Here is a 23,583-nt window from a genome sequence, read left to right on the forward strand (position 1 = left end):
GCCTGTCAGGGGAAAAATCCGGCTATTCGGCGGCGATCTGCTCCGGCGACGGTCGGCCTTCGCGCATTGAGGTGGCGATGGCCCGTTCCAGCCCGGCCAGCGTGAACGGTTTGCGCAGGACGTGATGATCGCCGAACTCGGCGGCGTTGGCATCGCCCGCGAAGCCCGTGACGAACAATATGGCGACCTGCGGAAATGTCGTCGCAAGCCCGGCGACCATCTCCGGCCCGCTCTGACGCGGCATCAGCACGTCCGAAATCACCAGGTCGATATGCGGGTGCCGGCCGAGCAGATCCGGTGCGGCGAGCGGGTCGCTGCACGATATCGTGCGATGCCCCAGTTCCGCCAGCGCTCCGGTCGTCGCCGCCAGCACGCGGGGATCGTCCTCGACGACGAGGATGTCGTATCCGTCGCGATCGACCTGCGCCGGAGCGATCACGGTCCGCCGCGGTTCCTTCGCGACCGCCATCGTGTCGCGTGGCAGGTAGAGCGTCACCGCCGTTCCCTCGCCCGGCGCGGTGTCGATCGTGATCTCGCCCGACTGGCTGCGCACGAACGCGAAGATCTGCGACAGGCCCAGACCCGTGCCCTTGCCGGCCTCCTTGGTCGTGAAGAACGGCTCGAACACGCGGTCGACGATCTCGCCGGTCATCCCGCAGCCATCGTCGCGAACCGCGATCGTGACATAGTCGCCCGCGGCGCAGGCGCCGATCTGTTCCGCATCGAGGGTGGCCGCGCCGGTGACGATCGCGATCGTACCGCGTCCGTCGACCGCGTCGCGTGCGTTGACCGCAAGGTTCACGATCACGTTTTCCAGTTGCACCCGGTCCGCGCGCACCCGCCAGTCGCCCGCCTCGTTGCGCGTCACCAGCGTCACGCCGTCGCCCAGCGTCCGGTCGAGCATGTCGGTCAGCTCCGCCACGAGCGCCGCCGCGGCGATCGGCTCGGGCTTCAGCGCGTCCTCGCGACTGAATGCCAGCAGCCTGCGGGTGAGCGCGGCGGCGCGGTCCGCACCCTCCGCAGCGCTGTCGAGATGACGTTCCGCGGCGGCCGGGTCGGTCCGCACGCTACGCTGCGCCAGCTCGATTCCGCCGATCACGACTGCCAGCATGTTGTTGAAATCATGCGCGATGCCTCCGGTCAGCTGGCCGACCGCGTCCATCTTCTGGACCTGTCGCAATTTGGCTTCCTGCTCGCGCAATTCGGCGCTGGTCCGCGCGACCGCCTCCGCCAGCGCCTCGGCATGTTCGCGCGCGGCGTCCGCATCGGCGCGCGCCAGCGCCCGCTCGCCGACCGCGCGCAGCGACAGCCAGCCGAGCAGGATCGCGCCCAGCACGATCAACAGGCCGAAGATCGCCAGCACCCCGGCGATCCGGCTGGAGCGTTCGACCGTATCGGTCGCGGTGGCGACACGCTGTTGCAGCAGCGCCCGTTCCCGGCCGATGATCGCGTTCAGGTCCCGGTTGATCTCGTTGAGCGCCGGGGCCTTTCGTGCCTGATAATAGCGGGCATAGGCCTGGCTGTTGCGGCCATAGCTCGTGGACAGTGCGGTGACCGACAGTTCCTTGCCCCGCGCCTCATAGGCTTCGCGCAGCTTCTCGATCGCCGGGTCCTGTTCCGGATTGTCGTTGGTCAGCCGGTCGAGCCGGTCGATCTGCGACCCCGCGAGCGTCCATTCGTCCCAGTATATCTGGCCCTGCGACTTGTCGCCGGAGATGACGTAGCGGCCCAGCGACGCCTCCGCCCGCGCGATCGTGCCCGACAGCGTGCGCGCGAGGATCATCACGTCGTAACTGTGCGTCTGGAGCTGGAGCGCGCGGTCGCGCTCCCGATCGGCGCCCTGCAACGTGACGACGAGCGCGATCAGCACCGCAGCAGCGAGCAGCGCCATCGCCCCCAGCGAGACGGTCTGCCACCGCGTGACGCCACCCCGCGTCACGCCATCGTCGTAATCACGCTCCACCCCGGCAACATACATCCATCGTATACCACTGCAAAGCGGTTGCTACGGATCAGCCGATGACGCCCACGGCCCGTCCCGCCGCGCGGAACATCTCCAGCACCGTCGCAAGCTGCGCTGGCGTATGTTCCGCACAGATCGAACAGCGCAGCAGGAACGTGCCCGCAGGCGTCGCCGGTGGCCGTGCGACGTTGACGTACAGCCCGCCGTCGAGCAGCGCCTGCCAGATGCCGACCGCCTGCTCCTGATCCTCCAGGATCACGGCGACGATCGCGCTTTCCGGCGTTTCGGTGCCGAGCCTGAAGCCCATCGCCTTCAGCCCGCCGTGCAGCATGCGCGCATTCTCCCACAGCCGCGCGCGCTTCCCGTGCGCGACAGCGAGCTTGCGGATCGACGTGGCGGCGGTCGCGACCACCGAGGGCGGCAGGCTGGCGGTGAAGATATAGGGGCGGCAGGCGAGGCGGATCGCCTCGAATTTCGGGTGGTTCGATACGCAGAACCCGCCGACCGTGCCGACCGATTTGGAGAAGGTGCCGACGACGAAATCGACGTCCAGCCCCTGATCCTCGTACACGCCGCGGCCGTTCGGGCCGAAAAAGCCCATCGAATGCGCTTCGTCGACCAGCACCATCGCATCGTGCTTGCGGGCGACGGCGACCATCTCGCGCAGCGGCGCGATATCGCCGAGCATCGAATACACGCCTTCCAGCACGACCAGCTTCGCCGGCTCCTTGGGCAGGCGACCGAGCCGCTTGTCGAGGTCCTCCACCGAGTTATGGCGGAAGCGGACGATCTCCGCATTGCCCTGCGCGCACCCGTCATAGATCGACGCGTGACTGTCCGCGTCGAGGATCACATACTCGCCCTTCGTCGCGAGCGTCGAGATCATGCCGAGATTGGCCATGTATCCGGTCGAAAACACGATCGCGCCGGACATGTCGTAGAAGTCGCGCAGGGCCTGTTCGACATCGACATGGTCGTGGAACGTGCCGTTGAGCATCCGGCTGCCGTTCGTGCCCGACCCGAACCGGTCCAGCGCGGTCTTGCCGGCGGCGACGACGTCGGGATCGAACGTCATGCCCATGTAATTGTACGTGCCGAGCAGGATCGTGTCGCGGCCGGCGATCACCGCCTCGGTCGGCGATTTCACCTGCTCCATCACGATCGCGAACGGATCGGTGACGCCCGTGTCGATCAGCGCCTTGCGCTCCGCGATCAGGCCATCGAATTTGGACATCAGGTCCCGCTGCGGAGCGATCGCCGGCGGATCGAGGTCGAGCGTCTCGGACTGGAAGCCGGTCTCGGTCATGCGCGCAGCTTCTGGACCGCATCGACCAACTGACCGATGGTTTCGATCTCGGCCTGCATGTTCATCGTGATGATGATGTCGAACTCGTCCTCGATCGCCGCGACGAAATCCATCACGGTCAGGCTGTCCCACTCCAGATCGCCCTGGAACGTGGTGGCATCGGTCAGCGCCACGCCCTTTTTGTTGAAAGGCTCGATCTGCGCGGTGACGGTGTCGAAGATGCTCTGGCGGTCGCTCATTACGGTTCCTTGCCGGAAGAATACGGCGGACTTGCGGCTATAGCAGGGCCTGCGCCCGATACCACTCCGCGGTATCGGCCAGCCCCTGCGGCGTCGCGATGGACGGTGTCCAGAGTGCGGCGGGCGGGCGCTTCGCCGGATCGACCGTCCAGTCGGGATGGCAGAGATACCCGACCCGGTCGGCGGTCAGGCGCGCCTCGTCGCCGCGCAGCAGCCGGTCGATCCGGGCAGCCAGCGCCAGCGCGGTGCGGGGCAGGTGGACCGGCAGCACGCGCCGGCCGACCGCGTCGCCGATCGCGCGGGCATAGTCGGCGTGCGTCCAGCCGTCGGTGCCGTCGTCCACCTCGTAGATCGTCTTCGGCGCGTCGCAGGTGGCGAGCGTCAGCAACAGCCGCGCAAGGTCGTCGACCGCGATCAGCGACACGCGCCCGCGCGGCGGCAACAGGGCGAGGCGGCGGCGCGCGAGCTTGTAAAGGTCGAGCTGGTCGAGATCGCCGGGCCCATAGATGCCGGGCGGGCGGACGATCGTCCAGGGCAGGGGGCTGGCCTCGACCAGCCGCTCGGCCTCCGCCTTCGACCAGCCATAGTTCGACAGCATCGGCTCGCGCGCGGCGAGGGAGGAGACATGGACGAAGCGCGGAACGCCCGCGCTGGCGGCGAGGATAGTGCGCGTCCCCTCGATATTGCCCGCGGCGAAGTCCTCGCGGGTCGGTACGTTGACCACGCCCGCGACGTGGACGACCGCGTCCGCGCCGCTGGTCAGCTCGCCCGGATCGGACAGCGTACCCGCAACCCACGTGACACCGGACTGCGGCGGCTGCGGCCGGCGGGTGAGCGCGCGGACGTGGTGGCCGGCGGCGAGCGCGTGGCGGATCAGGGTGCTGCCGACGAACCCCGTGCCGCCGGTGATGGCGAGGATCATCGGCCGCTATCCCGACACCGAACCGGGCCGGGGTTCCGGCGGCGGTCAGGCAACGGCAGGTCGGTCGGCGTGATGGCAATATTCACAACATCGCCAGATGGCTGCGGTGCACGAGTGCCGCGCGCGGCGCATAGCCAAGGATCGCCGCATGATCCTCACTGCGACGGCCGAGCAGCCGGCGCGCATCGGCGGCGTCGTATTCGGACAGGCCGCGTGCCAGCGGACCCGCCGGCCCGGCGATCGTGACGAGGTCGCCGCGCGCGAACGCGCCCTCGACGGCGACCGCACCCGCCGCCAGCAGGCTGCCGCCCCCCGCCAGCGCCGCACCGGCCCCTGCGTCGATGCGGATCGTCCCGGCGGCGGTCAGGCCACCCGCCAGCCACGCCTTGCGCGCCGATGCGCTGCGTTCGGCCACGAACAGCGTGTGACGGCGCTCGCCCGACAGCGGGCGTTCCACCCGGCCGGACGCGATCGCCAGCGGGATGCCGGCCGCAGTGGCGATGCGCGCCGCCGCGATCTTCGACACCATGCCGCCCGATCCCATGCCGGACCCGGAGCCGGCGTCGGCCATGCCGGCGACATCCTCGATCCGCTCGACGCGGGGTACGTGACGGGCGGCCGGGCTGGTCTGCGGGTTGGCGTCGTACAGGCCGTCGACATCCGACAGCAGCACGACGCCCTGCGCCGCCGCCGCCTGCGCGACGCGGGCGGCGAGCCGGTCATTGTCGCCGAACCGGATTTCCTCGGTGGCGACGCTGTCATTCTCGTTGACGACGGGCACCACGTTCAGCCCGAGCAGCCGTCCGAGCGTCGCCGCGGCGTTCAGGTAGCGACGACGGTCCTCCAGATCGCCGAGCGTCACCAGCATCTGCGCGGCGGTCAGCCCGTAATCGCCGAGCAGGTCCGCCCAGACCTGCGCCAGTGCGATCTGGCCGGTGGCGGCGGCGGCCTGCGCATCCTCCAGGCTGGCGCGACCGCCCTTGCCCAGCCCCAGTCGCCGTGCCCCCAGCGCGATCGCGCCGGACGAGACGATCGCGACCTGCTGCCCGGCGGTGCTGCGTTCGGCGACATCGGCCACCAACGTCGCCAGCCAGTCGCGCCGTACGGCCCCGTCGGGATCGACGAGCAACGCCGATCCGACCTTGACGATCAGGCGCTGGCACGTGGCGGGCGGGAAAAGCGACATTCATCCATCTTATAGCCCGCCCGACGATCCGCCAATCGCCCGAAACACTTTGGCGAAATGCGCCAACCACACGGCGCGGGTTGCGGACACTTGGCGCTGAGGCTGAGCGGAATGGAGGGATGCGAAACGCGAAGTGCGACTTTTCCGCCAATTCCGCGAATTGGCACGGCTCCTGCGAAGCACCCGGCAACACACCGACAGGAGCCAGACCGATGACCGACCTCCCCGCCGCCCAGCCCGACACCGAGTGGAAGAACCTGTTCGGCGTGTGCGGCTGCATCGCCGAGGATTTCGGCTTCGACCCGCTGTGGTTGCGCCTCGCCTTCGCGGCACCGTTGATCTGGGCACCGGTCGCGGTGCTCTCGACCTATGCGGCGCTCGGCGTGATCGTCCTCGCCTCGCGCCTGATCTTTCCGACCCGCAAGCGCGGCAAGGCCGCCGGCGTGGCACCGGTGATCGTGGAGCAGCCGGAACAGGAATTCCGGCTGGCCGCCTGATCGATCAGATCGGCGACCACTCCACGGCGTCTTCCTCGCCGTCGTCCGACACCGGCGCGTCGGCGGCGGGGCCGACCGCTTCGAGCAACTGGTCGAGGACCCAGTCGACGCCGACCCCGCTCGCGCCCGACAGCGGGATGACGTCCGCGCCGCTGGCGTCCGCCAGTTCCTTCGACATCACCTCGATCAGTTCGTCGTCGAGCATGTCGATCTTGTTCAGCCCGATCACGACCGGCTTCTCGGCCAGCCCGGCCCCGTAAGCCTCCAGCTCCTCGCGGACGATGCGGTAGCTTTCGGCGACATCGGTGTCGTTGGCGTCGACGAGGTGCAGCAGCACGCGGCACCGCTCGATATGCCCCAGGAAACGGTCGCCGATGCCCGCCCCGTCCGCCGCGCCTTCGATCAGGCCGGGAATGTCCGCGACGACGAACTCGCGCTGCTTGTGGCGGACCACGCCCAGCTGCGGACGCGTCGTGGTGAAGGCGTATTCCGCGACTTTCGCCTGCGCGTTGGTCACCGCGTTGATGAAGGTCGACTTGCCCGCGTTAGGCAGCCCGACGAGGCCGACATCGGCCAGCAGCTTCAGGCGCAGCCAGACGTACGCTTCCTGCGAGGGCCAGCCGGTGCCGTGCTGGCGCGGGGTGCGATTGGTCGAGGTCTTGTAGCTGGCATTGCCGCGACCGCCGTCGCCGCCGCGGAAGAATATCTCGCGCTGGCCGACTTTGGTGAAATCGAGCAGCACCTCTTCGCGGTCCTCCGACAGCACCTGCGTGCCGACCGGGACCTTGATGACCAGGTCGTCGCCACCGCCGCCGGTGCGATTGCTGCCCGATCCGCCGCTGCCGCGCGGCGCCCGGAAATGCTGGGTGTAGCGAAAATCGATCAGCGTGTTCAGGCCCGCGACCGCCTCGAACACGATGTCGCCGCCCTTGCCGCCGTTGCCACCGTCGGGGCCGCCATATTCGATGAACTTTTCACGGCGGAAACTGACAGCGCCGGGGCCGCCCGCGCCGGAACGGACGAAAATCTTGGCCTGATCGAGAAAATGCATGCGCCGCCCTTACGCGGGTTGTGCGCTTTCGTCATCCCGTGCCGCTTCGGACCCCAGCAGCGCCGCCAGCGCCAGCTCCCTCGCCCGCGTCCGGGGCAGGCCCAGCGCGTCCGCCATCGGCTGGCCGAGCAGCGCATCGCCCAGCGCGAGCAGCACCAGTTGCAGCGTCTCCTCCGCGATCGGCCGGGTGCCGATGCCGGTCGCCTGCCCTAGCTGGTCCACCAGCCGGTGGATCGCGATCAGGATCGGATCGAGCGCGTCCCGGTTGCCCGACAGGATCATCCAGCTCGCCAGCGCGCCCGCACCTTCCTTGTCGAACGCATCGAAGGTCAGGTCCACGATCACGCGGGGGTCGCGCTGGCGCGCGCGGGCGGCGAGCACCGCCTCGCCGATCGTTGCGGTGATGTCCGCCGCCATCCGCTCTGCCAGCGCCTTCTGAAGCCCCGCGGCCGACCCGAAATGGTGGAGCAGGTTGGCGTGCGTGCGGCCCACTCGCCCCGCCACCGCCTTCAGCGTCACCGACTGCGGGCCGGTTTCGATCAGCAGCGCACGCGCGGCATCCAGCGCGACGCTGCGCGATTCGTCGGGACTCAACCGCCGGCGCGGGGAGGGGGCGATTGACATGATCGGGAGGGTGCTTTATTTACATGTGTGTAAGTAGAGATCGAACCCCATCTTTGGAGAGTTTCGTGGCAAAGGCAAACCTGCGCGCGGCGATCACGCCGTCGGACCTGACGATCACGCCGCGCGACGTGCGGTTCGGGCGCGGTCATGTGATGAAGCGCTACTGGCTGAACGACGATCCGATCGCGACGGCGTTCTACAATGCGCTGTCGGTGACCTTCCCCAAGGGCGAGGCGTTCTTCGTCGAGAGCGTGCGGGCGTTTCGCGAGGGCGCGTCGCCAAAGCTGGCGGGCGAGATCCAGTCCTTCGTCAAGCAGGAGGTGATCCACAGCCGCGAGCATGTCGCGTTCAACCGCCACGTCGTCGATCAGGGCTACGACGTGGCGCTGCTGGAACGGCATGTCGACGAGGCGCTGGCGCTGACCAAGGGCCGGCCGCTGATCGCCAACCTCGCCGCGACAATGGCGCTGGAGCATTTCACCGCGATGCTGGCGCACGAGCTGATCGCCAACCCCGCGCATCTGAGGGGCGGCGACGCGCAGGCGGCCGGCCTGTGGCGCTGGCACGCGGCGGAGGAGATCGAGCATAAGGGCGTCGCCTACGACACCTGGATGCACGCGACGAAGGACTGGACCCGGTTCAAGCGGTGGAAGGTCAAGTCGATCGTCATGCTCCTCACGACGCAGCGTTTCTTCCAGGGCCGTCGCAAGGGCATGCTGGAACTGCTGCGGCAGGATGGCCTGACCGGACCGAAGGTCTGGTGGCGGCTGTTCTGGTACGCGTTCGGCCGCCCCGGCATGGCCCGCAAGGTCGCCGGCGTCTGGTTCAGCTATTTCCTGCCGGGCTTCCATCCGTGGAAACACGACGACCGGGCGCTGATCGCGCTGGCGGAAAGCGAGTATGAGGACGCGTTGCTGCCGGGTGCGCGCAAGCTGGCGGTCGCGGCCTGATCCGGCATCGTCGCGCGTTCCGCTATCCGGCGGATCGTGCGACAGGGGGGCATGAGCGCCGCCGTACTCGTCCCCGCACCGCGTCGTACCAACGGTGCGCGCGATGCAGCGTGATCCGTCGACCGACCTCTTGCTTGCGCGGCTGACCGGCAACGAAAAGGAATGTCTCCGCCGGCGTCTGCTGCCGCAGACGGCCAAGGAGATGGCGTTCGATCTGGGCATCTCGGTCCATGCGGTCGAGAAGCGGCTCAAGATGGCGCGACTCAAGCTGGGCGTCACGTCGTCGCTGGTCGCGGCACGCCGTCTGGCGGCGGCCGAACCGCAGTACCAATCGACCATACCCCATGTTTCGGACATTCCCGAGGAGGCGCTGGGGCATCACGGCGATCGGGCCGCGTTGCCGCTCCCCGAAGCGCAGCCGCGGCATTCACGTGCCGGAGGAAGCGCCATGATTGCTGGATTGTTGATGATCGTCCTGATCGCACAGGACACGCCCACCCCGGAACGATTGCCGCCACGGTCGGTGGACCCGGCAAAGGTCGTCCGGATGGCCGACATCCCTGCGCGTAAGGTCGGGCCTGACGAAGCCGCAGAATTTCTGAAGCCCGGTTTCCGGGACAAGGACGTCAACCGCTCGGGCTATCTGGAAATGTGGGAAGTGTCGGCGATGGAGCCTCGCGACACGTCCCGCGACCCCAGCCTTCCCGCCGCACCGCCGCGCGGCCAGCTGGATCCTGCCGCCGAACGGAAGTGGACGGAACTGATGGACACCAACCGCGACGACAGGGTCAGCGAACAGGAATATATCGGCTACCTGATGCCCTGGACGCTCCTGAGCGGTGTCCCGGCAGACTGGAAGTCGACGCACTGACCGCAGCATCCCGTCCCCGAACCTGCCGGGGACGGGGCTCACGCCGCGATTCTGAGTTCCGGTTGATCGCCCAGATCCAGCTCGTACTCGACGCTGTCCGCGATACCGCCGCGCCCTAACGAGGGGCGCTGCATCACCGATCCGGTCGGGCGAAAGCCCAGCTTGCGCAGGACACGGCCGGAGGCGGGATTGTCCGCGAAATGCCACGCGCCCAGCCGGTCGATCGGCAGCGCGTGACGGGCCATGCCGATGACGGCGCGACCCGCCTCCGTCGCATATCCGCAACCCCAGGCGGCGGGGGTCAGCCAGTAATGGAATTGCGGGCCCTCGCCATCGCGGTCGGCGATGCCGATGCCGCCGATCAGAACGGGTGTTCCCCCCTCCAGCGAATCGATCAGGAATCGCGGCTCGTGCGCGGCGCGTGGCTCCAGCGTGCGCGCGACCGCATCGTCCAGCGTATAGGGATGCGGCACGCGGGCCAGCATCCGGGCCACGCGTGCATCGGCCAGCGCCGATGCCAGCGCAGCGGCATCCTCCGGCCAGGCCGGGCGCAGCAACAGTCTCTCCGTCCGCGCGAACATGTTGTCGTGTCTCCTCGTCGCGTCGCGCTGCGCCTGCCACGTCATGATGACGGGACGGCGACAGGCGCGGGGGAGGGAGCACGAAAAAAGGGAGGCGGGGTGACCCGTCTCCCTTTTAGAGCTGGTTCCAGTGCGGAACCCGGGTCACCCTGCGGGGCAACCCGGTCGGTTGCCCGTTATTCTGCGGCCTGCGCGATCTGCTCCACGAAGCAGAATTTGCGACCGAGTTTGCCCTGCTTGAACGCCACGCGACCATCGACGAGCGCGAACAGGGTATGGTCGGTGCCCATGCCCACGTTGACGCCCGGATAGAACTTCGTGCCGCGCTGACGGACGAGGATGTTGCCGGCGACGCACTCCTGCCCGCCGAACTTCTTGACGCCGAGGCGACGACCGGCCGAATCACGACCGTTGCGCGACGAACCGCCTGCTTTCTTATGTGCCATGTCGAATAGCTCCCGATTCTCTGCCGGTTATGCCTGCGCGCCGATCGACACGATCTTCAGGATCGTGTGATTCTGGCGGTGGCCGTTCTTGCGGCGATAGTTGTGACGACGGCGCTTCTTGAAGACGATGACCTTTTCGGCCTTCGCCTGCGCGATGATCTCGGCGGCGACGGTCAGGCCGTCGACACTCTTCAGATCCGAACCCTCGCCCGCGAGCAGCACGTCGCCGAGCGTGATCGACGAACCTGCATCGCCGTCGATCTTCTCGACGACGATCTTGTCTCCGGCGGCGACGCGATATTGCTTGCCGCCCGTGCGCACCACTGCGAACATGGCCCTCATCACTTTCCAAATGCGTAGCCCACGCCGGACGCACATGCCCGCCGGGGAAGAAGGGCCAGCTACGGTGATCGGTTCCGCATGTCAACCGCCGAGCGGCTTTCGGCGCACGCAAGATTGGCTTTCGCCATGTTGCGGCGCGGCAACAGCGTGCTGCCAAAAGGACGCTGGCATGCGTATGCGGGATTGAGTGCGGCCCTCCCCGTCATACAAGTGTCATGCCGGATCGGGCGAAACCCGACCGCAAAATCAGGGGGTTCCATGCGCCGTACCAGTCTCGTCCTGTCGATCACCGCATCCACGCTGGCCCTGTCGGCCCCGGCCTTCGCGCAAACCACGATCGCGCCGGCCGATCAGCAGGCCGATCCTGCCGATCCGGAAGCCGTCGGCACCGAGCCGGGGCAGGAGATCCTCGTCATCGGCACGCGCGCGCAAGGGCGCACCGTCGCCGACAGCCCGGTGCCGATCGACGTCATCGGTGGCGATGCGCTGGTCAATGCCGGCTATACCGAGACGGCCAAGGTGCTGAACCAGCTCGTCCCGTCGTTCAACTTTCCGCAGCCGTCGATCACCGACGGGACCGACGTGGTGCGCCCCGCGACCCTGCGTGGCCTGTCGCCCGACCAGACGCTGGTGCTGGTCAACGGCAAGCGCCGCCACACCTCGTCGCTGCTCAACATCAACGGCTCGGTCGGGCGCGGTTCGGCGGCGGTCGACCTCAACACGATCCCGTCGCTCGCGATCGAGCGGATCGACGTGCTGCGCGACGGTGCCGCGTCCCAGTACGGCTCGGACGCGATCGCCGGCGTCATCAACATCCAGCTCAAGAAGCGTGAGGGCGGCCGTGCGCAGGCGACCTACGGCAAGTATGTCACCTCGCTTCAGGACGTGTCGGGCATTTCCGGCGTGCAGGGCGGGGCGGGCACCCAGCCGGTGGTCCGCGCCTCCGACGGGACGTTCGTGCTCGACGAAACCGGCAAGGACCGCAAGGCGCGGGACGGGGAGACGATCACCTATGCCGCAAACATCGGCCTGCCGGTGGGCGAATCGGGCTATCTGAACTTCACCGGCGAATATCGCGGTCGCGACGCGACGAACCGCGCCGGCTACGATCCCCGCCGCATCTATCCGCGGCTGGCGAACGGGCAGGTCGATCCGCGCGAGTTCACCTTCGACCGGCTCAACCACCGTTACGGCGACGCCAAGACCGACGACCTGAACTTCTTCGTCAACGGCGGCGCCGATCTCGGTGCGTCGGCGGAGCTGTACGTGTTCGGCAGCTACGGCAAGCGCGACGGCGAGAGCGCGGCCTTCTACCGCCGGGCCGCCGGGGCGGACGCGACGTTCTCGGGTACGATCCAGGACCTGCGCAACTGCAACTATGCCGGCGGCACGTGCCAGCCCTTCTATGCGGACGGCTTCCTGCCCCTCATCACCAGCGAGTCGGAGGATTATTCGGCGGCGGTCGGGATCAAGGGCCAGATCGGCGGCGGCATCAACTACGACCTGTCCTACGTCTACGGCCATAACGGCTTCGATTTCTACATCGCCAACAGCTACAACACCTCGTTCGGGCCGAACAGCAACCAGGGCTTCGACGCCGGCGGCACGCGGTTCGGGCAGGACGTCGTGAACCTCGACCTGCAAAAGCAGGTGGAGGTCGGCTTCCTCTCCAGCCTGTCGCTGGCGGCGGGTGCGGAATACCGGCGCGAGAACTACAAGCTGGTGGCGGGTGACGTGCAGAGCTACGCCGCCGGCCCGTTCGCCACGACCAACACCGCACCGGCGGGCGCGCAGGGCTTCCCCGGCTTCCGACCGGCCAATGCCACCGACCGGTCGCGCAACAGCATCGCCGGCTATCTGGAGGCGGACGCCGACATCAGCGACGCCTTCACGCTGCAGGCCGCCGGGCGCTACGAGCATTATTCGGATTTCGGCGACACGGTGAACGGCAAGCTCGCCGCCCGCCTCGCGCCGGTCCGGGGCATTGCGGTGCGCGGATCGATCTCGACCGGCTTCCGCGCCCCGTCGCTTCAGCAGCAATATTTCTCGTCGTTCGCCACCAACAACGTCAACGGCACGCTGGTCGAGGTCGGGACCTTCGCGGTCAGCGATCCCGTCGCCTTGGCGCTGGGGTCGCAGCCGCTGAAGGCGGAAAAGTCGCTGAACATCGGCGGCGGCGTGACGCTCGATCCGTTCCGCGGCTTCACGCTGACCGCGGACTATTACAACATCGAGATCGACGACCGCATCGTCGTGACCGAGAATCTGCAGGGTACCGGCGTCGTCAACATCCTGCGTGCGGCGGGGATCAACAACATCACCTCCGCCCGGTTCTTCATCAACGGCATCGATACGCGGACGCAGGGCGTCGAGGTCGTCGGCACCTACCGCGTGCCGGATCTGGGCATCGGCAAGATCTCGCTGACCGGCGGCTTCAACTACAACAAGACGCGGATCACCGAACGCGCGGTGCTGCCGACGCTGCCGACGCTGACGCTGTTCGGGCGTCAGGAGTCGCTGCGGCTGGAGCGTGGGCAGCCGCGCACCAAGATCAACCTGGGTGCCGACTGGTCGCTCGGCGCGCTCGGCGTGACGGCGCGGACCAACCGCTACGGCAAGGTGCTGTCGCCGGGTTCGACCGCCGCGAACGACGTGACGCTGGAGCCGAAGTGGATCACCGATCTGGAGGTTCGCGGCGAGTATCGCGGGATCGAACTGGCGGTGGGCGCGAACAACCTGTTCGACGTCTATCCGACGCGCCTGCCGGTGCTGAACACCGCGGCGACGATCAACAACTACTTCATCCCCTATTCCAGCTTCTCGCCTTTCGGCTTCAACGGCCGGTATCTCTACGCACGGGCCGGGATCAGCTTCTGATCCCTCCCGCCCGAAGGGACATGAAAAAGGCGGCGGGAGCGATCCCGCCGCCTCTTTCAGGCCACCTCGAATGCGGAGCGGATCAGTGCCGATGCTCCCGCTTCAACGCGTACCGGCCATCCGCATACCCCGTGAACAGGCCGGAGATCGCCGGATGGTCGACCGGTTCGTCGCTGTCGTCGGGCACCAGATTCTGCTGGCTGACATAGGCGACGTAGCTCGACTCCATGTTCTCCGCCAGCAGGTGGTAGAAGGGCTGGTCCTTGCGCGGGCGGATATGCTCCGGAATGGCATCATACCATTCGTCGCTGTTGGCGAAGACGGGATCGACGTCGAAGATCACGCCGCGGAAATCGAACATGCGGTGGCGCACGACGTCGCCGATCGCGAACCGGGCGTGCGCCACGGGCGGAGCGATCGGGGCGGGGCCGTCGACGGCCGGAAGTTCGGATGGAGCCATCCGGACAATCTAGTGTTTCTGCCGCGCCGCACAAGCAGGTGCTTGCAGCGCCTGTGATGTTGGGTTAGAGGCGCGCCCTCGACCGACCGACCGGCCCTTTGCGGGGCCCGTTCGTCCTCCGCGGAGAGGTGGCAGAGTGGTCGAATGTACCGCACTCGAAATGCGGCGTGCCCTCACGGGTACCGTGGGTTCGAATCCCACCCTCTCCGCCATTTTCAGGCCCTCTCCGCCATTTTCAGGAACGAGGCCGCTGACCTGGCGCCGGGCACGATCCGGGCCGGGCGACGACGTCCTGTTCCATGATCGGGAAAAGACAGGCGCAGATGCGGTGCCGGTCGGATGGCGATTGCCGGGTGCACCGCCGTCGGGACGATGTGCGCCCCTGTCGAAGAGCCGTCCGTACCGCCGACATGCCAAGGCTGACCAGATGACCTTCCGACGTTCGTTGTTCGCGCTGCTGATCGGCTGCGCGTATTCCCCGCAGGCGCAGGCGCAGGCGCAGGCGCAGGCGCAGGCGCAGGAGAGTGGCCCGGATATCGTCGTCACCGGACGCGGGCTGGCCGATCAGCCCGGCGACCGCGCGTTCGACGTGGTGACGATCGATCGCGACCGGATCGCGGCGAATGCGGCGGGGCGGCTGGAAAGCGTGCTGGCCGATGTCGCCGGCCTTCAGCAATTTCGCCGCTCGGACAGCCGCAGCGCCAATCCGACCAGTCAGGGCATCACCCTGCGCGGCATCGGCGGCAATGCGGCCAGCCGCGCGCTGCTGGTGCTGGACGGGGTGCCGCAGGCGGACCCGTTCGGCGGCTGGGTCGCATTCCCCGCCTATGCCACCGACCGCATCGGGCGGGTGCGCGTGACGCGCGGGGGCGGCAGCGGGTTCTTCGGCCCGGGCGCGCTGGCGGGGACGATCGAACTCGACAGCGCGACGCCGACCGCGCCGTTCGGCGGCAGCGTCGCCTATGGCAGCCGCGAGTCCGTCGATGCGCGCGGGTCGGCCGCGCTGGTGCGGCAGGACGGGTTCGTGACGCTGTCCGGGGCCTATGCGCGGGGCGATGGTTTCACGCCGACCGTCGCGGAGGATCGCGGCCCGATCGACCGGCCCGCGCCGTTCGAACAGGCTTCGCTGGCGGCGCGCACCGTGATCCGCGTCGCACCGTCCACCGAGTTGCAGGTCAACGCCGCCGCCTTCATCGACAGCCGCGACCGGGGCACGCCGTTCACCGGCAACCGGTCGCAGGGCGCAGACGCCAGCATCCGTCTGGTCGGACGCGGCCGTTGGGGGTTTTCGGCGCTCGCCTATCTCCAGACGCGGGTGTTCGCGTCGAGCTTCGCCAGCATCGACGCGGCGCGATCGACCGCGACGCAGACGCTGGACCAGTACAATACGCCCGCGACCGGCATCGGCGCGCGGATCGAGGTCGCGCCGCCGCTGGGTCAGGCGATCGCGCTGCGGCTGGGCGCGGACGTGCGCACCGTCGAGGGCAGGACACAGGAACTCTACACCTATGTCGCCGGCAGTCCGACGCGGCGGCGCGTCGCGGGCGGCGAGAACCGGACGCTGGGCCTGTTCGCGGACGGCAGCGTCGAGGCCGGGCGGCTGACGCTGTCGCTGGGGGGGCGGATCGACTGGTGGCGGATCGCGCAAGGCTCGCTGGTGGAGCGGCCGATCGCGATCGGCCCGACGATCAACGACCTTCGCTTTCCGGATCGCGACGGGACCGAGGCGACGGGACGCGCGGGGCTGGCCTATCGGGCGGCGGACGGCGTGACGCTGCGCGCGGCGGCGTATCGCGGCTGGCGGTTGCCGACGCTGAACGAGCTGTACCGGCCGTTCCGGGTCGGGGCGGACGCGACCGGGGCCAATGCGGCGCTGGCCCCCGAGGCGCTGAAGGGCGTCGAGGCGGGCGTCACGATCGCGCCGACGCGGACGGTCGGCATCGCTGCGACCTATTTCTTCAACCGGCTGGACGATGCCGTCGCCAACGTCACGGCGGGCAGGGGGCCGGGCACTTTCCCGCTGGTCGGCTTCGTCGCCGCGGGGGGCACGTACCGCGTGCGCCGGAATCTGGATGCGGTGACGTCGGACGGGTTCGAGATCGACGCATCGTGGCGGTCCGGCCCGGTCGGTGTCCGCGCGTCGTGGAGCCATGTCGATCCGCGCGTGCAGGCGTCGGGCGCGGCGGCGGCGCTCGACGGTCTGCGCCCCGCGCAGACACCGCGCGATCAGGTGTCTGCGACGGTCGATGCACGCTATCGCGGTGCGGCGGCGGCGCTGACGCTGCGCCATGTCGCGCGCCAGTTCGAGGACGACCAGAATACCCGGTCCCTCGCCCCGGCGACCACGATGGATGCCTATGTCGCCGTCCCGGTCACCGGCGCGCTGGCGATCGAGGCGCGCGCGGAAAACCTGTTCGACGAACGGGTCGAGGCCGGGATCAGCGGCGCCGATATCCTGGAACGCGCGACGCCGCGCACGCTGTGGCTGGGGCTGCGCTACCGGCCGGGCTGACCGGTCGACATTGACCTTGATCCGCCGCGGGATCATTCCTGCGTCGCAACGAGCGGGGAATGATGATGGCGACCTTGGCACAGCGGCACGGCGGTGGTTCGCGCGGTCTGCGTTATACGAACGTCGCCATCGCGCTGCACTGGGCGATCGCTGCGCTGATCCTGTACAATCTCGCGTCGGGACTGATGCGTCCGGTGCTGCCGCGCGGGTTCTTCGTATTCCACGTCTCGTCGGGGATCACGATCCTCGTGCTCAGCGTGATCCGGGTCGGCTGGCGCCTGACGCATCGGCCGCCGCCGCCCCTGCCGATGGCACGCTGGGAGCATGGGCTGGCGCATCTCGTCCACGTCCTGCTCTATATTGCGATGCTGCTACTGCCGTTTTCGGGATGGGCGCTGGTATCGTCCAATCCGCCGGCGGGGTCGCCCGGCGCGGTCTGGGCCGCGGCGAACCGGCCCGTTCCGCCACCGCCCGCACCGACGCTGAAGCCCGATACGACGTCGAGGGGCGGCCCGGCGGGCGAAGGCAAGGGCGGTGGCCAGCCGCCGCGTCCGCGTGGCCCGACGATGCTATGGGGCGTCGTGACGCTGCCGCTGATCGCGCCGCTGAACGAGATCGGCCGCACCGCCGCCGGAGTGCCGGAACAGCGCGCGCTGCACGAGCGGATCGAGACGTTCCACGCGCTGGGCGGCTGGGTGATGCTGGCGCTGCTGATCCTGCACATTGCGGGCGCGCTGAAGCATCAGTTCGTTGACCGGCAGCGCGAACTGGCGCGGGTGGGGATCGGGCGGACCGACTGAACCGCGGCACCAAAAATACGGGCCGGCAATTGCGGGCCGGCAATTTGGGGTCGGTAATTCCGGGTCCGCAATCGGAGCTTGGGCGGCGCAAACCAGAAGTTGCAATCCCTACCGATTAGATGGGATATGAGTGGCGGCGGGAGGTGACGCATGTCGCTCACGTCGTTCGATACCAAGGCCGCGGATCCGATCGTTCGCAGGTGGCGGGCGGATGATGTGGGGCCAGCGTCGGCCGGTCCGGCTTTCTCCGCCGGGTTCGCCGCGAGGCACTTCGCGCCTCCCGCAGGTTCCATCGTCAAAGGGTTCACGTCATGAAGATCATCGCCGCATCGCTTCTCGCCATTGCCGCACTGTCGGTCGGGGCCTGCTCGAAGTCCGACGAGGCATCGAACGCCGCCGTCGCCGACAACCTGACCGTCACCGACGAAGGGTTCGCCGACAACGGCGCGGTGCCGGGCGAGGAGCCGGGCAACACGACGGCGAACTTCGCCGACCCCGCGCTCGACTCCGCGGCTGACAATGTCGCAACGCTCGACAACGGGGTGGCCGCGAACGTCCAGTAATCCTCTCGCGGTCGCGCGGATCGCGGCGGCCGCCTCTCGCACACGCCAGGAAGCTCCCTAGCGTATCCTCGGCCCGGCAGTTCGCTGTCGGGTCGCTTTGTGCGTCCGGGCGTTGGGCGGGGATGAGCATCATCCTCGCCCTCCCCGCCGCCATGGCGGCCGCCACGGCTGTCGCCGCTTCGCCCGCAACGCAGGTCGGCGCGAACCTCGAACGCTTCGCCTATCCCTATCCGGTGCGCTGGTATGCGGCGGCGGCGGACAGACGCATGGCCTATATGGACGTCGCCCCCGCCGGCGCGGCGAACGGGCGGACGCTGGTGCTGCTGCACGGCAAGAACTTCTGCGCGGCGACATGGGGCGATACCGCCCGGCGGCTCTCGGCGGCGGGATACCGCGTCATCGTTCCCGACCAGATCGGGTTCTGCAAATCGTCCAAGCCGGCCGGGTTCCAGTACAGCTTCGCGGCGCTGGCGACGATGACGCGCGACCTGCTGGCGCAGGCAGGGGTGACCGGGCCGGTGACGATGGTCGGGCATTCCACCGGTGGCATCCTCGCGGTGCGCTATGCCCTGCTGTACCCGAAGGGCGTGGCGTCGGTGATGCTCGTCAACCCGCTGGGGCTGAACGACACGCTCGCGGAGGGAGTCCCCTATGCCCCGCTGGCGACGCTGCGCGCGGAGGAGGCGAAGACCGATGCCGCCTCGATCAGGGCGTATCAGCTGAAGACCTATTACCACGGCACGTGGCGGCCCGGATACGACCGCTGGGTGGCGATGCTGGCGGGGCAGTATGCCGGCGCCGGCGGCGATGCCGTGCGCGAGGCGCAGGCGCGGCTGTCGGACATGATCGAGACGCAGCCGGTCGCGGCGGAACTGTCGCGGGTCGCCGTGCCCGTGACGCTGCTGATCGGCGACCGCGACACGACCGCATTCCGCGGCGCCAGCGCGCCGGAGGGGACACGGGTGCGGACCGTGCCGGAGGCGGCGCGCGACGTCGCGGCGCGCTTGCCGGACTATCGGCTGGTGACGCTGACGGGGCTGGGTCATGCGCCGCAGGTGGAGGATCCGCAGCGGTTCGGGGCGGCACTGCTGGCGGCGCTGGGGCGCTGGCGAAGCGGTTGTCGCCGGTGTTAAGGCTCCCGACGATGCGGATAGAGGAATCGGGCATGGCCCCCAGCCATCATGACGTCGTCATCGTCGGCGCGGGCCTGTCGGGCATCGACGCCGCCTATCGCCTCCAGACCGAATGCCCGCGCAAGTCCTACACGATCCTGGAAGCGCGCGGCGCGATCGGGGGGACGTGGGACCTGTTCCGCTATCCCGGCATCCGATCCGACTCGGACATGTTCACACTGGGCTTCCCCTTCAGGCCATGGACGGACGACAAGGCAATCGCCGACGGAGAGTCGATCCGTCGCTATATCGAGGATACGGCGCGGGCGTTCGGGATCGACCGGCATATCCGTTACGACATGCGGGTGCGGCGCGCGGCGTGGTCGACCGCGGATGCGATCTGGACGCTGGAGGTCGAAAGCGCGGGACGGCGCACGACGCTGACGTGCCGGTTCCTGTACATGGGCAGCGGCTATTACGATTATGATGCCGGCTTCACGCCAGACTGGCCGGGTACCGGGGCGTTCGGCGGCCGGATCATCCACCCGCAGCACTGGCCCGCCGATCTCGACACCGCCGGCCGGCGCATCGTCGTGATCGGCAGCGGCGCGACGGCGGTGACGCTGGTGCCGGCGCTGGCGGAGAAGGCGGCGCACGTCACGATGCTGCAAAGGTCGCCAACCTATATCGTGTCACGGCCGTCGCGGGACGCCTTTGCTCGGGCTGCGCGGAAGGCCTTGCCGGGCGCGCTCGCCGGCCGGGCGGCGCGGTGGAAGAGCATCCTGCTCGGCATCGCGACCTATGGCTTGGCGCGCCGCCGCCCCGCGACGATCAAGGCGGCGATCCTGCGCAACGTCGCCGCGCAACTGCCCGAAGGATACGAGATCGCACGCGATTTCGAGCCGCGTTACGCGCCGTGGGATCAGCGCATCTGCCTCGTCCCCGATGCCGACCTGTTCCGCGCGCTGAAATCCGGTCGGGCGGAGATCGTCACCGACACAATCGCATGCTTCACGCCCGGCGGCGTGGCGCTGTCTTCGGGCCGCGAACTGGCGGCGGACATCGTGGTAACAGCCACTGGCCTGACGCTGAAGCTGTTCGGCGGAGTCGAACTGGTGGTCGACGGCCGCATCGTCGATCCGGCGGAGCGGCTGGCGTACAAGGGGATGATGCTGAGCGACGTGCCGAATCTGGTGCTCGCCTTCGGTTATACCAATGCGTCGTGGACGCTGAAATGCGATCTGACGGCACGGTATGCCTGTCGCCTGCTCAACCATATGGACCGGCAAGGCGTGACGGCCTGTACGCCGCGTCGCGACTGGGCGGTGGCCCGCGAGCCGATGCTGGGCTTCACCAGCGGCTACGTGACGCGCGCGGCGGCGATCCTGCCGCAACAGGGAGCGACGGCGCCGTGGCGGGTGCACCAGAATTATCTGCTCGACCTCGCCGCGCTCGCCGCCGCGCCGCTGGACGATGGCGTCATGGCCTTCACCCGGCCGGGCGAGGCGGCGGTGGACGCGGTGCCCGCCGGGAGGCTCAAACCCGTTATCGCCTTCGTGGTCGGGGCGGGCGTGGTCGGCGGTCTCGTGCTCGCGTTTCGGGGCAGGCGAAAGGGTTAGGGCGCTTGCCCTGGCGTGTCCGCACATTATATACCGGCCGTTATGGAAGCTAGTTTCAGCCCTGCACCCTGCGCCATTCCCAAGGGACGGCCGCGGGAATTCTGCACCGACCAGGCGCTGGCCTCGGCGCTCCGCGTATTCTGGAGTAAGGGGTACGAAGGCGCGTCGATGGCCGATCTGACGGAGGCGATGGGCATTACCAAGCCCAGCCTCTATGCGGCATTCGGCAACAAGGAAGCGTTGTTCCACAAAGCGCTGGACCTGTACGAGCAGGAGAAGCTGGAATATACACGGGTCGCGCTGGACCAGCCGACCGCGCGTGCGGTCGCGGAGTATTTCATGCGCGGAGCGCTGGAGAGCCAGACCAGCAATTGCGATCCCAAGGGGTGCCTCGGCGTCATTCATTCGATGGCGTGCGGCGCGGAGGCCGAGTCGATCAAGGCCGACGTCATCGCCCGCCGGGCATCGTCGCAGGCGGCTTTGGTCGAGCGGTTCGAGCGGGCGAAGAGCGACGGTGACCTGCCCGCGCATGTCGATGTCGCCGGGCTGACCAGCTATCTCTATGCCCTGTTACAAGGGATGGCGGTGCAGGCCGGATCGGGAGCGACGCGTACCGATCTCGAACGGCTGATCGACACCAGCCTGACGGTTTGGCCTAGTCGGTAAGGCACGCTTTGCGAGTAATCGTACCACACGGTACAGAAAGCCATTGACCGGGTCCGTGCTGCCATCTATACCGCTTGGTATAGAAGCTGAGGGAACGGGAGAACAACATGGCTTACCTCGCATTTGCAGAGACATGCGCCGGTGCCGCCGGCCGGGTTTTCACGCTCCCTAGGGCCGATACCGTTCCGGCCCGCCTGACCGCGCTGGAATGGTCGGTCGTCGCCTTGGCACGGAACGACCGGTTGTCGTCGTTGCGCGCGCCGGGACGCATCTCGATGGCGATGGGCACGCTGTTTGGCGGCTTCCGCAATCCGCGACTGGCCGATCCGCAACTGGAGGCGCTGCGCCGGATCGCGGTGCTGAGCTGGAACCACGGCTATACCGTCCCGTCCCGCGAGGTGAAGGCGTTCCTCGCCGCCGGCTACACCCCCGATCAGTACGAACTGGTGGTCGACAGCGTCGAAGCCGATCGGCTGCGTCGCGAGGAGCGGCTGGCCGCCTGAACGTAGAGGCCGGACCGATCGTCGATCGCGTCCGCCGCTGATCGTATCGCGTCGCTCCGCCATCGCCGCTCCCCTCGCGATGGCCGCTGCCCTGACCCCGGTGGCGACGATGCTCCTGAGCGTGAACATGGCGTCGTGGCGCTGCTCGGCGGGTTCGGGCGAAGGACAGATGCGGCATGACGTGCGGCTTGCGCGGGTTCGATTTGTCCCACTATAGCGGCGGTCGAGCGGGCGACGATGACGCGCCCAACGGAGAGGGTGATATGATCGGTCGAACCACCAAGACGGGCATGCTGTCCGCGGCGATGCTGGCGACGACGATGCTGGCGACGGCCGCGCAGGGGGCGACCACCCGGCGCGAGGCGGCGGGCGCGCTGCCTGACGGTACGAAGATCGAGGCGATCACCCTGACCGGCACCAACGGGGTGTCGGCCAAGATCATCACCTACGGCGCGACGCTGTTGTCGCTGATGGCGCCCGATCGTCAGGGCAAGTCGGCGGACGTGCTGATCGGGTATGACGGCGTCGACGGCTATGTGAAGAAGCCGGACTATTTCGGCGTTACGGTCGGTCGTTTCGCCAACCGCATCGGCAAGGGCCGCTTCACGCTGGACGGCAAGACATACCAGCTGCCGCTGAACGACAAGACCAACACGCTGCACGGCGGCACCGACGGTTTCAGCCGCAAGCCGTGGAAGGTGGTGTCGGTCAAGGACGGCGCGCAGGCCAGCGTCGTGCTGGCGCTGATCAGCCCCGACGGGGATCAGGGCTATCCAGGGACGTTCCAGGCCACCGTCACCTATTCGCTGGACGATGCCGGCGCGCTGACGATCAAGTTCGAGGGCAAGACGGACAAGCCCACCGTCGTCAACATGACCAACCACGCGATCTTCAATCTGGCCGGCGAAGGATCGCCGCTCGGCGTTCTCGATCACAGACTGACGATCCCGGCGAGCGCAATCACGCCGGTGGACGACACGCTGATCCCGACCGGCGAATTGCGCCCGGTGGCGGGCACCGTGTTCGACTTCCGCCAGCCGCGCGTAATCGGCGAGGGCCTGCGCGACGGTCGCGATCCGCAGATCGTGGCCGGGCGCGGCTACGACCATAACTTCGCGCTCGACAAGGGCGTGACGGCGACGCCGCAGCTCGCCGCACGGCTGGAGGACCCGTCGTCCGGCCGCGTGCTGGAGGTGCTGACGACAGAGCCGGGCGTGCAGATCTACAGCGGCAATTTCCTTGATGGAACTGTCGTTGGCAAGAACGGCCATCTGTACCGGATGGGCGACGGCCTCGCGCTGGAGCCGCAGAAGTTCCCGGATGCGCCCAACAAGCCGTCCTTCGTGTCGGCGCGGGTCGATCCGGGCAAGCCGTACAGTCACACGATGATCTACCGCATGTCGGTCGCGAAATAGCCCCGTACCACGGCGCGTTACGGCGTCGCTTCCCGTTCCCCCCGGCCTTTGTCGGGGAGGAACGGAAGATTGCGATCC

The 23,583-nt window shown here is 68.3% G+C and carries 23 protein-coding genes and 1 tRNA gene; 13 read left to right on the forward strand and 11 right to left on the reverse strand.

Annotated elements, in window-relative coordinates; translation table 11 throughout:
- Positions 1 to 22: 22 nt before the first annotated feature.
- The 5 genes from ASG07_RS03245 to proB form a co-directional block, all read right to left on the reverse strand.
- On the reverse strand, positions 23 to 1,978 hold the full coding sequence (locus ASG07_RS03245; protein WP_055842057.1) for an ATP-binding protein: 1,956 nt from the start codon (positions 1,976 to 1,978) through the stop codon (positions 23 to 25).
- 34 nt (positions 1,979 to 2,012) lie between these two features.
- Positions 2,013 to 3,269 (reverse strand): serine palmitoyltransferase, encoded by a 1,257-nt coding sequence (gene spt, locus ASG07_RS03250; protein ID WP_055842061.1) that lies wholly within the window; start codon positions 3,267 to 3,269, stop codon positions 2,013 to 2,015.
- A complete protein-coding gene (locus ASG07_RS03255; protein ID WP_055842064.1) occupies positions 3,266 to 3,508 on the reverse strand; it encodes an acyl carrier protein in 243 nt (80 codons plus the stop codon). Before ASG07_RS03255 ends, spt begins: the two co-directional genes overlap by 4 nt.
- Positions 3,509 to 3,545: 37 nt before the next feature.
- A complete protein-coding gene (locus ASG07_RS03260) occupies positions 3,546 to 4,430 on the reverse strand; it encodes an SDR family oxidoreductase (RefSeq protein ID WP_055842066.1) in 885 nt (294 codons plus the stop codon).
- Between the two features lie 82 nt (positions 4,431 to 4,512).
- Positions 4,513 to 5,616, reverse strand: coding sequence for a glutamate 5-kinase (proB, locus tag ASG07_RS03265; protein ID WP_055842069.1), 1,104 nt, complete (start codon positions 5,614 to 5,616; stop codon positions 4,513 to 4,515).
- A gap of 212 nt (positions 5,617 to 5,828) precedes the next feature.
- On the opposite strand from proB, the gene ASG07_RS03270 reads away from it, so the two are divergent.
- A complete protein-coding gene (locus ASG07_RS03270; protein WP_055842072.1) occupies positions 5,829 to 6,113 on the forward strand; it encodes a PspC domain-containing protein in 285 nt (94 codons plus the stop codon).
- Positions 6,114 to 6,117: 4 nt separating this feature from the next.
- Here ASG07_RS03270 and obgE read toward each other — a convergent pair whose 3' ends face one another.
- Positions 6,118 to 7,164, reverse strand: a complete 1,047-nt coding sequence (gene obgE, locus ASG07_RS03275; protein WP_055842075.1) for a GTPase ObgE — start codon at positions 7,162 to 7,164, stop codon at positions 6,118 to 6,120.
- A 9-nt stretch (positions 7,165 to 7,173) separates the two neighbouring features.
- Positions 7,174 to 7,788 (reverse strand): TetR/AcrR family transcriptional regulator, encoded by a 615-nt coding sequence (locus ASG07_RS03280; RefSeq protein WP_055842078.1) that lies wholly within the window; start codon positions 7,786 to 7,788, stop codon positions 7,174 to 7,176.
- Between the two features lie 53 nt (positions 7,789 to 7,841).
- Between ASG07_RS03280 and ASG07_RS03285 the strand changes: the two genes are divergently transcribed.
- Together ASG07_RS03285 and ASG07_RS03290 are read left to right on the forward strand one after the other, a co-directional pair.
- Positions 7,842 to 8,738 carry a metal-dependent hydrolase gene (locus ASG07_RS03285; protein ID WP_055842081.1) on the forward strand — a complete coding sequence of 299 codons (897 nt, stop codon included), beginning with the start codon at positions 7,842 to 7,844 and terminating at the stop codon, positions 8,736 to 8,738.
- Between the two features lie 202 nt (positions 8,739 to 8,940).
- On the forward strand, positions 8,941 to 9,609 hold the full coding sequence (locus tag ASG07_RS03290; RefSeq protein WP_156361712.1) for an EF-hand domain-containing protein: 669 nt from the start codon (positions 8,941 to 8,943) through the stop codon (positions 9,607 to 9,609).
- Positions 9,610 to 9,647: 38 nt separating this feature from the next.
- Here the strand turns inward: ASG07_RS03290 and ASG07_RS03295 are convergent, their stop codons facing one another.
- The 3 genes from ASG07_RS03295 to rplU all read right to left on the reverse strand — a co-directional run bounded on the left by ASG07_RS03295 (position 9,648) and on the right by rplU (position 10,969).
- Positions 9,648 to 10,190 carry a GNAT family N-acetyltransferase gene (locus ASG07_RS03295; RefSeq protein WP_201780941.1) on the reverse strand — a complete coding sequence of 181 codons (543 nt, stop codon included), beginning with the start codon at positions 10,188 to 10,190 and terminating at the stop codon, positions 9,648 to 9,650.
- A gap of 176 nt (positions 10,191 to 10,366) precedes the next feature.
- Positions 10,367 to 10,636 carry a 50S ribosomal protein L27 gene (rpmA, locus tag ASG07_RS03300; protein WP_055842088.1) on the reverse strand — a complete coding sequence of 90 codons (270 nt, stop codon included), beginning with the start codon at positions 10,634 to 10,636 and terminating at the stop codon, positions 10,367 to 10,369.
- Between the two features lie 27 nt (positions 10,637 to 10,663).
- Positions 10,664 to 10,969, reverse strand: coding sequence for a 50S ribosomal protein L21 (rplU, locus tag ASG07_RS03305; RefSeq protein WP_055842092.1), 306 nt, complete (start codon positions 10,967 to 10,969; stop codon positions 10,664 to 10,666).
- Positions 10,970 to 11,236: 267 nt separating this feature from the next.
- Between rplU and ASG07_RS03310 the strand changes: the two genes are divergently transcribed.
- Positions 11,237 to 13,855 carry a TonB-dependent receptor plug domain-containing protein gene (locus ASG07_RS03310; protein WP_055842095.1) on the forward strand — a complete coding sequence of 873 codons (2,619 nt, stop codon included), beginning with the start codon at positions 11,237 to 11,239 and terminating at the stop codon, positions 13,853 to 13,855.
- Between the two features lie 82 nt (positions 13,856 to 13,937).
- Here the strand turns inward: ASG07_RS03310 and hspQ are convergent, their stop codons facing one another.
- A complete protein-coding gene (hspQ, locus tag ASG07_RS03315) occupies positions 13,938 to 14,315 on the reverse strand; it encodes a heat shock protein HspQ (RefSeq protein WP_055842098.1) in 378 nt (125 codons plus the stop codon).
- 122 nt (positions 14,316 to 14,437) lie between these two features.
- On the opposite strand from hspQ, the gene ASG07_RS03320 reads away from it, so the two are divergent.
- The 9 genes from ASG07_RS03320 to ASG07_RS03360 all read left to right on the forward strand — a co-directional run bounded on the left by ASG07_RS03320 (position 14,438) and on the right by ASG07_RS03360 (position 23,505).
- Positions 14,438 to 14,527: transfer RNA gene (locus tag ASG07_RS03320), tRNA-Ser, on the forward strand.
- A 215-nt stretch (positions 14,528 to 14,742) separates the two neighbouring features.
- Complete coding sequence (locus tag ASG07_RS03325) at positions 14,743 to 16,827, forward strand: TonB-dependent receptor (protein WP_055842101.1); 2,085 nt, start codon at positions 14,743 to 14,745, stop codon at positions 16,825 to 16,827.
- Between the two features lie 65 nt (positions 16,828 to 16,892).
- Positions 16,893 to 17,627: a cytochrome b gene (locus tag ASG07_RS03330; RefSeq protein WP_168377299.1), complete on the forward strand. Its 735-nt coding sequence runs from the start codon at positions 16,893 to 16,895 to the stop codon at positions 17,625 to 17,627.
- A gap of 311 nt (positions 17,628 to 17,938) precedes the next feature.
- Complete coding sequence (locus ASG07_RS03335; RefSeq protein WP_055842107.1) at positions 17,939 to 18,190, forward strand: hypothetical protein; 252 nt, start codon at positions 17,939 to 17,941, stop codon at positions 18,188 to 18,190.
- A 122-nt stretch (positions 18,191 to 18,312) separates the two neighbouring features.
- Positions 18,313 to 19,323 carry an alpha/beta fold hydrolase gene (locus tag ASG07_RS03340; RefSeq protein ID WP_055842110.1) on the forward strand — a complete coding sequence of 337 codons (1,011 nt, stop codon included), beginning with the start codon at positions 18,313 to 18,315 and terminating at the stop codon, positions 19,321 to 19,323.
- A 32-nt stretch (positions 19,324 to 19,355) separates the two neighbouring features.
- On the forward strand, positions 19,356 to 20,921 hold the full coding sequence (locus ASG07_RS03345) for a flavin-containing monooxygenase (RefSeq protein WP_082474447.1): 1,566 nt from the start codon (positions 19,356 to 19,358) through the stop codon (positions 20,919 to 20,921).
- Between the two features lie 42 nt (positions 20,922 to 20,963).
- A complete protein-coding gene (locus tag ASG07_RS03350) occupies positions 20,964 to 21,587 on the forward strand; it encodes a TetR/AcrR family transcriptional regulator (protein WP_055842113.1) in 624 nt (207 codons plus the stop codon).
- Between the two features lie 107 nt (positions 21,588 to 21,694).
- Entirely contained in the window at positions 21,695 to 22,090 is a 396-nt protein-coding gene (locus ASG07_RS03355; RefSeq protein WP_055842116.1) for a hypothetical protein, read from the forward strand.
- A gap of 320 nt (positions 22,091 to 22,410) precedes the next feature.
- Positions 22,411 to 23,505, forward strand: a complete 1,095-nt coding sequence (locus tag ASG07_RS03360) for an aldose epimerase family protein (protein WP_156361740.1) — start codon at positions 22,411 to 22,413, stop codon at positions 23,503 to 23,505.
- Positions 23,506 to 23,583 lie beyond the last annotated feature (78 nt).

The organism is Sphingomonas sp. Leaf343 (assembly GCF_001423765.1).
In the GTDB taxonomy this organism is placed as follows: domain Bacteria; phylum Pseudomonadota; class Alphaproteobacteria; order Sphingomonadales; family Sphingomonadaceae; genus Sphingomonas.

Coding starts and splice junctions, on each gene's coding strand:
- ASG07_RS03245 (WP_055842057.1), bottom strand. CDS start 1,978: ATGTATGTTGCCGGGGTGGAGCGTGATTACGACGATGGCGTGACGCGG.
- spt (WP_055842061.1), bottom strand. CDS start 3,269: ATGACCGAGACCGGCTTCCAGTCCGAGACGCTCGACCTCGATCCGCCG.
- ASG07_RS03255 (WP_055842064.1), bottom strand. CDS start 3,508: ATGAGCGACCGCCAGAGCATCTTCGACACCGTCACCGCGCAGATCGAG.
- ASG07_RS03260 (WP_055842066.1), bottom strand. CDS start 4,430: ATGATCCTCGCCATCACCGGCGGCACGGGGTTCGTCGGCAGCACCCTG.
- proB (WP_055842069.1), bottom strand. CDS start 5,616: ATGTCGCTTTTCCCGCCCGCCACGTGCCAGCGCCTGATCGTCAAGGTC.
- ASG07_RS03270 (WP_055842072.1), top strand. CDS start 5,829: ATGACCGACCTCCCCGCCGCCCAGCCCGACACCGAGTGGAAGAACCTG.
- obgE (WP_055842075.1), bottom strand. CDS start 7,164: ATGCATTTTCTCGATCAGGCCAAGATTTTCGTCCGTTCCGGCGCGGGC.
- ASG07_RS03280 (WP_055842078.1), bottom strand. CDS start 7,788: ATGTCAATCGCCCCCTCCCCGCGCCGGCGGTTGAGTCCCGACGAATCG.
- ASG07_RS03290 (WP_156361712.1), top strand. CDS start 8,941: ATGGCGTTCGATCTGGGCATCTCGGTCCATGCGGTCGAGAAGCGGCTC.
- ASG07_RS03295 (WP_201780941.1), bottom strand. CDS start 10,190: ATGTTCGCGCGGACGGAGAGACTGTTGCTGCGCCCGGCCTGGCCGGAG.
- rpmA (WP_055842088.1), bottom strand. CDS start 10,636: ATGGCACATAAGAAAGCAGGCGGTTCGTCGCGCAACGGTCGTGATTCG.
- rplU (WP_055842092.1), bottom strand. CDS start 10,969: ATGTTCGCAGTGGTGCGCACGGGCGGCAAGCAATATCGCGTCGCCGCC.
- ASG07_RS03310 (WP_055842095.1), top strand. CDS start 11,237: ATGCGCCGTACCAGTCTCGTCCTGTCGATCACCGCATCCACGCTGGCC.
- hspQ (WP_055842098.1), bottom strand. CDS start 14,315: ATGGCTCCATCCGAACTTCCGGCCGTCGACGGCCCCGCCCCGATCGCT.
- ASG07_RS03325 (WP_055842101.1), top strand. CDS start 14,743: ATGACCTTCCGACGTTCGTTGTTCGCGCTGCTGATCGGCTGCGCGTAT.
- ASG07_RS03330 (WP_168377299.1), top strand. CDS start 16,893: ATGGCGACCTTGGCACAGCGGCACGGCGGTGGTTCGCGCGGTCTGCGT.
- ASG07_RS03335 (WP_055842107.1), top strand. CDS start 17,939: ATGAAGATCATCGCCGCATCGCTTCTCGCCATTGCCGCACTGTCGGTC.
- ASG07_RS03340 (WP_055842110.1), top strand. CDS start 18,313: ATGAGCATCATCCTCGCCCTCCCCGCCGCCATGGCGGCCGCCACGGCT.
- ASG07_RS03345 (WP_082474447.1), top strand. CDS start 19,356: ATGGCCCCCAGCCATCATGACGTCGTCATCGTCGGCGCGGGCCTGTCG.
- ASG07_RS03350 (WP_055842113.1), top strand. CDS start 20,964: ATGGAAGCTAGTTTCAGCCCTGCACCCTGCGCCATTCCCAAGGGACGG.
- ASG07_RS03355 (WP_055842116.1), top strand. CDS start 21,695: ATGGCTTACCTCGCATTTGCAGAGACATGCGCCGGTGCCGCCGGCCGG.
- ASG07_RS03360 (WP_156361740.1), top strand. CDS start 22,411: ATGCTGGCGACGGCCGCGCAGGGGGCGACCACCCGGCGCGAGGCGGCG.